At 64.8% G+C, this 4,899-nt stretch carries 6 protein-coding genes; all 6 read left to right on the forward strand.

The features are described 5' to 3' along the window. Nucleotides 1-363: hypothetical protein (locus tag Q8K99_06010; protein MDP2182104.1), on the forward strand; the 363-nt coding region annotated here is incomplete at its 5' end. Nucleotides 364-531: 168 nt separating this feature from the next. After that, on the forward strand, nucleotides 532-807 hold the full coding sequence (locus tag Q8K99_06015; GenBank protein ID MDP2182105.1) for a hypothetical protein: 276 nt from the start codon (nucleotides 532-534) through the stop codon (nucleotides 805-807). A 100-nt stretch (nucleotides 808-907) separates the two neighbouring features. Beyond that, entirely contained in the window at nucleotides 908-1,171 is a 264-nt protein-coding gene (locus tag Q8K99_06020; protein ID MDP2182106.1) for a hypothetical protein, read from the forward strand. Between the two features lie 356 nt (nucleotides 1,172-1,527). Then, entirely contained in the window at nucleotides 1,528-1,998 is a 471-nt protein-coding gene (gene radC / locus Q8K99_06025) for a DNA repair protein RadC (protein ID MDP2182107.1), read from the forward strand. Between the two features lie 789 nt (nucleotides 1,999-2,787). Next, complete coding sequence (locus tag Q8K99_06030; protein ID MDP2182108.1) at nucleotides 2,788-3,237, forward strand: hypothetical protein; 450 nt, start codon at nucleotides 2,788-2,790, stop codon at nucleotides 3,235-3,237. Further along, nucleotides 3,234-4,754 carry a MobP3 family relaxase gene (mobP3, locus tag Q8K99_06035; GenBank protein MDP2182109.1) on the forward strand — a complete coding sequence of 507 codons (1,521 nt, stop codon included), beginning with the start codon at nucleotides 3,234-3,236 and terminating at the stop codon, nucleotides 4,752-4,754. The genes Q8K99_06030 and mobP3 overlap by 4 nt, the downstream gene beginning before the upstream one ends. Nucleotides 4,755-4,899 lie beyond the last annotated feature (145 nt).

Raw genomic sequence — 4,899 nt, forward strand, 5'->3', positions numbered from 1 at the left:
GCGTCGCTCTCGATGCCGTTTCCGTGTCCGATCGACGGCCGCGTCGTGGAGAAGTTCGCCTCACGCGCCAGCGAGGTTGAAGACGAACTCTATCCCGTCCTGAATGTGCGAGACCGTCCGACGCTGGAAGCCATGATGGAGTCCACCGCGTGCTACATCGACGAGCACGTCGCGCCAAGGGAGGACGAGGAGCACGAGTACCTGCGGCGGCTGGAGGAGTCCTCGGAGTACGTCCCGAGATTGCTCTTCGATCGCTGGCCCGTGGTGCTGGCGCGGGCGGAGGAAAGCCCCGCCGCCGAATGGAAGGTCATGAATCTGCGGAAGCGTCCCGCAGAGCCTGAGGGCGACTATCCGGAGTGGTGACGGTTACGCCTTCTCTCGACTCGGAAGTCGGCGAAGCCAAACGCCTGCACCCGCCGAACCGCCCCGGCTGTCCTTCGCCCTCGGCATTGAGGAATGGCATGGGGTAAGGCGTCGTCAATCCGCATGAGATAGCCTCCAGACAGCGTGAGAGCCCAGAAAGGACCGCAGATGACCGCAGATGATAGAGACGCCCGAATCGACGCCATAGCCGCGAAGGCTCTCATGCTTGCCCCCGGTGACACGTTCGCGGTGCCGGTGTCAGGGGACGAGCGCGAGGTGGAGCGTGCGCTGACGGACATCGAGCGAGCAATCGAACGACAGTACAAGGCGGGTCGCGACATGCTGTCCGACCTCGCACACCCAGACGAGCTGGCGATGAGCAGCATCCGAACTTGTCACGCCTCACACATCATCATCGAGCGCGAGGCGGCTTCGTCAGAATAGTGCCATTTAACTGCATCTTTCTTCCCTTTATGTCTTGCCATTGGTTGCGCGGTACGCTACACTAGAGGTGTCAGCAAGTCAACCGAAGGGAGCAAGACAGATGAGCGAAACCAAGAAGCGGGTGCGGCCGGCAACATCAATCCCCATCGACCCCGCGAAGTTGCGGCTGGTGCTGCGCCGCCGATTCATCAACAACCGCGAGGCGAGCGAGTTGCTCGGCAAGTCCTCCGAATGGATGGCAGTCGTCCTGCATAAGAGGCGCATCAACTTCTACGTGCTCAATGACCTTGCGGGAGCCTTGAACATGAACTTCGACGATCTGTTCGAGGAGATTGTCGACGAGGAGAAGTGGCTGGCGCTGTAGGCCTCAGAGCCCCCGGCTTTGTCCGGGGGCTCCTCACTCTGCACTCGTGCATAGCGCCAAGGTCAGCCAGGGCCGAACGCCCGCACCCGCCCGAGCCCCCCGGCTGTCGTTCGCCCACGGCACGATCAGCCGAGGGCTCCTCACCGGCTGGGCTCAGGCTACGGTCGCCAGATCCTCGGCATGGAAGACGGGGGATGGGGTCAAGGCGATGCTCGGCTGCCACAGGCGAGGCGTCGGGGGGTCTGCCAAGAAAACATGCTCTGACCTGCAAGTATTTCGCGAATACGGCTTGCCATGAGTTGCGCGGTACGCTATACTAGGTACTGTCAGCAAGTCACAATGAAGGGAGCACCACAATGGCAAGGAGCAGGAAGGGATACCCGCAAGGCATGACGCTGCAGATGGTTTCCACCTACCTCGTGCGAGAGTCGGTATCGAGCGCACTCAATTCCGTGAGCACGCCCGAGGATGCAGCTAAGGTCGTTCGTGACCTGTTCGACTTCGACCACCTCGACCGCGAGCAGTTCGTCGCACTGGCGCTCAACACCAAGAACCGCGTAATCGGTGCGTGGGCCGTGTCGGTCGGAAGCCTGAACGCCTCAATCGTCCATCCCCGCGAACTGTTCAAGCCCGCAGTGATGCTCTCGGCAGCCTCCATCGTCATCGCCCACAACCACCCGAGCGGCGACCCGACTCCGAGCGGTGCCGACATCCAGCTGACCCGCCGCCTCGTCAAGGGTGGGGACGTCCTCGGCATCGAACTCCTCGACCATGTCGTCGTGGGCGACGAGTCCATCGCCTCGCTTCGCGACTTGGGGCTGATGTAGAGAGAAGCCGGGGAGGGGCCGGGTACATCCCGGCCCCAAACCCCCGCCATTAGAGCCTCGGCGCAAGATCGACCCTTCTCGGCGACGTGTGCGACGCGTCGTCTGCCGCTATCATCATTCGTGACGGCTCTTCGTTGAGCCGTGTGCTTCCCGGACTTGCTGACACTTCTCCGGGGACGAGGCACCTAGCTCAATCGAGCCGGGTGCCTCGTCGCGTTGTCGCGTGTTCCGCACGGGGTTGCCGTGTCGTGCCGGCCAATCGGCCGGCCGCTGCTCGCGGAAGTGCCCTACGCCTGACCACAGCTGGGTCCGCTGTGGACAGGCGCTCGACCTCAAGTCTGGCCCTTGATCGGCGCGAGCCTCGTGCCCGTCCGTCGGCCTGACCACAGGCAGCCAACCTGTGGACATCCCGACCGTCTTCGACCCGTATCGGGGGTCGAAGACTCGGACTCCCTGCGCCACATCCCGGACTCCACTCGCACCGGGTTCAGCGAGTCCAGGGCTTGAAGAGAGAACGCAGGATAAGCGTCGCTGCTCAATACGCAGCACCGCGAAGGGAACGCATCACCGGCTAAGCCGGTGAGCAGCTGAAACGCGTCCGAGACTCCGCCCAGCGGCAGAGTTGCTATCGGGCACTTGCGGCGACCTGGAGCTGCTCACAGTTGAGCACGAGAGCTGCTCGGAAAGTGGCCCTTTGATCTGTCCTCCGAGGCGAAAGTCCTGTGCACTCGTGCAGAGCGCGTACCATGCGCTCTTGCATACCAGTTCTCGGATGGAAGGGTGCCTGTCGTGTCAAACAAGCGTGTGCCTCTGGGGAGCGCGGGAAGGCCGAAGCGCCTGATGATCCGGCTGACGCCGGAAGACTACGACAGGCTTTCAGCCTTGGCGGCCAACGACGGCGTTGCGATGGCCGTCAAAGGGCGCGAAGTGATGCTGGTGGGGATGGACCCGCAGATCTTCGGTGAGCGCTACTACGACGTGGAGCGTCTACTGCGCAGCGTTGTCAAAGCCGAGATGGAGACGCACTCGGAGCGGCTGCATAAGAGGCTCTATCGGGTCGGCGGTATCACGGCCGCGATGGTGTACTTCGACCGCGAGATACTCAGCAGGGTCCTCGAACTCGATCCGCAGGGTGTCACGCAGATGTGGCGAGAGGCAGAGGGCCACGGGTTCAAATACATGGGTGCGAAGCAGCCCGAATCGAGGCCGGACGATGACGAGGCGGGGAGCACGCCGTGACACTTGGGCCTCTCGTCGTCAAAGTCAGCTACGCCGCTCCGAGCGCGGGGGACGGCGCGCACGCCGCCTACATAGCCACGCGGCCCGGCACGGACCTGACCGTCACGGCCGATTCCGTCGCGCGGATGGTGACTCGTGATGTCGCGGACGACGCCACGTACACCCGCTACATCGCCGAGCGCCCCGGCGTCGTCGCCGACGGCGGGGCCCACGGCTTGTTCGACGAGAACGGCATCCCCGATCTTGCCTCCGTCACCGATGAGCTCGCAGGGCTTTCGCACGCCCCGCTCTACCGCGTGATCGTCTCCGTCAGCCGAGCTGACGCCGAGGAGCTTGGCCTGGACTCCAAGGCGCAGTGGGAGCGCCACGTTCGCGCCAGCGTCGATGCTCTGTCCACGGCTACCGGAATCCCGCGCGAGAACATGCGCTGGGTGGCGGCCCACCACAATCCCGTGGCCGGGCATCCGCATGCGCACATCATGCTCTGGGACAGGGCCGACAGTCCTGCGTTCAAGCGAGTAGTCCCCGAGCGGCGAGGGGGAGCAGGCCACATACCCGCTCCTCGGCTGAAGGCCCTTCGCGGGGCGTTCACCCGCGAGATCTACGGCGCAGTGCGCGAGGGTGTGTATGAGGCGAAGGGTCGCGCGCGCTCCGAGATCCGCATGTTCGGCACCACATCCCTCTCTCTGGCCGTCGAGGAACGCCGGCGAATCGGAGCGGGGCTTGCCCTCCCTACGGTCTCAGGTCTCACGCGCGACCTGGATGCCTTGTCTCGCACACTGCCTGGACGCGGCCGAGCTGCATACAAGTACGTCTCACCTGAGACGAAGGCCGCAGTCGATCGGATCGTGGACAAGCTGGTGTCGGTGGCGCCGATCGCCGAGCAGGTCACTGCGTATGCCGACGCGGCGGTGGAGCTCAAACGCCATCACACCGCCGATCCCGATGAGCTCGCATCCGCGCGCGTCAACGCAGAGGTGGACGTGCGAGAGCGACTGGCTCCCGACGTGCTGCAGGCCGCCGTGAGCATCCAGCTCCTGAGGACGGGCGAAGGCATCATACGAACCGCTCCGCTGGTGGCCCGCAACCGCCTGCTCCAAGGGGCGCCCGAGCGGACACGTGTGTTCTACACCCGAGCTCTCATGACCGCGGGAATCGACGAGGACACAGCCGCCAGCGTGATGGTCAAGGCGTGTCGGGGCGACGAGCCGCTCGAGGTTACGGCGACCCGCATCGCGACGGTCTTCGCAGAAGCCCAAGCGCTCCGCCCGTCCGAGTGGGCGGCGTGGCGCAACGAGAACGCGCTCCCCGAGCTCTCGGCGGGACTGCAGCAGACCGCGGCCACGCTCCACCTGCTCGAGCAGGTATCACGGCATCTGTCCCCACAGAGCTCGCGGACGGCCCAGGAGGTTGCACGGATCGACTGGGGCAGGCTTGGCCGAGCCACACGCCCGACAGGGCGCGCGGACGGGGGCCGCGGAATGACGCTCGACCCACGCGACGGCCTGTCGTCTTAGAAGAACACTCCCGGAAAGGTCGTGCCAATGGCCGCTCGGTACGCTCAAGTGGGCGCTGCCCGCGAATCGATGAAGGGGACACGAATGCAGAGAACGACCAGGCGGATCGCCATCGCCTCGCAGAAGGGCGGCGTCGGGAAGACGA

It is taken from the genome of Actinomycetota bacterium (assembly GCA_030682655.1).
Taxonomy (GTDB): domain Bacteria; phylum Actinomycetota; class Coriobacteriia; order Anaerosomatales; family JAUXNU01; genus JAUXNU01.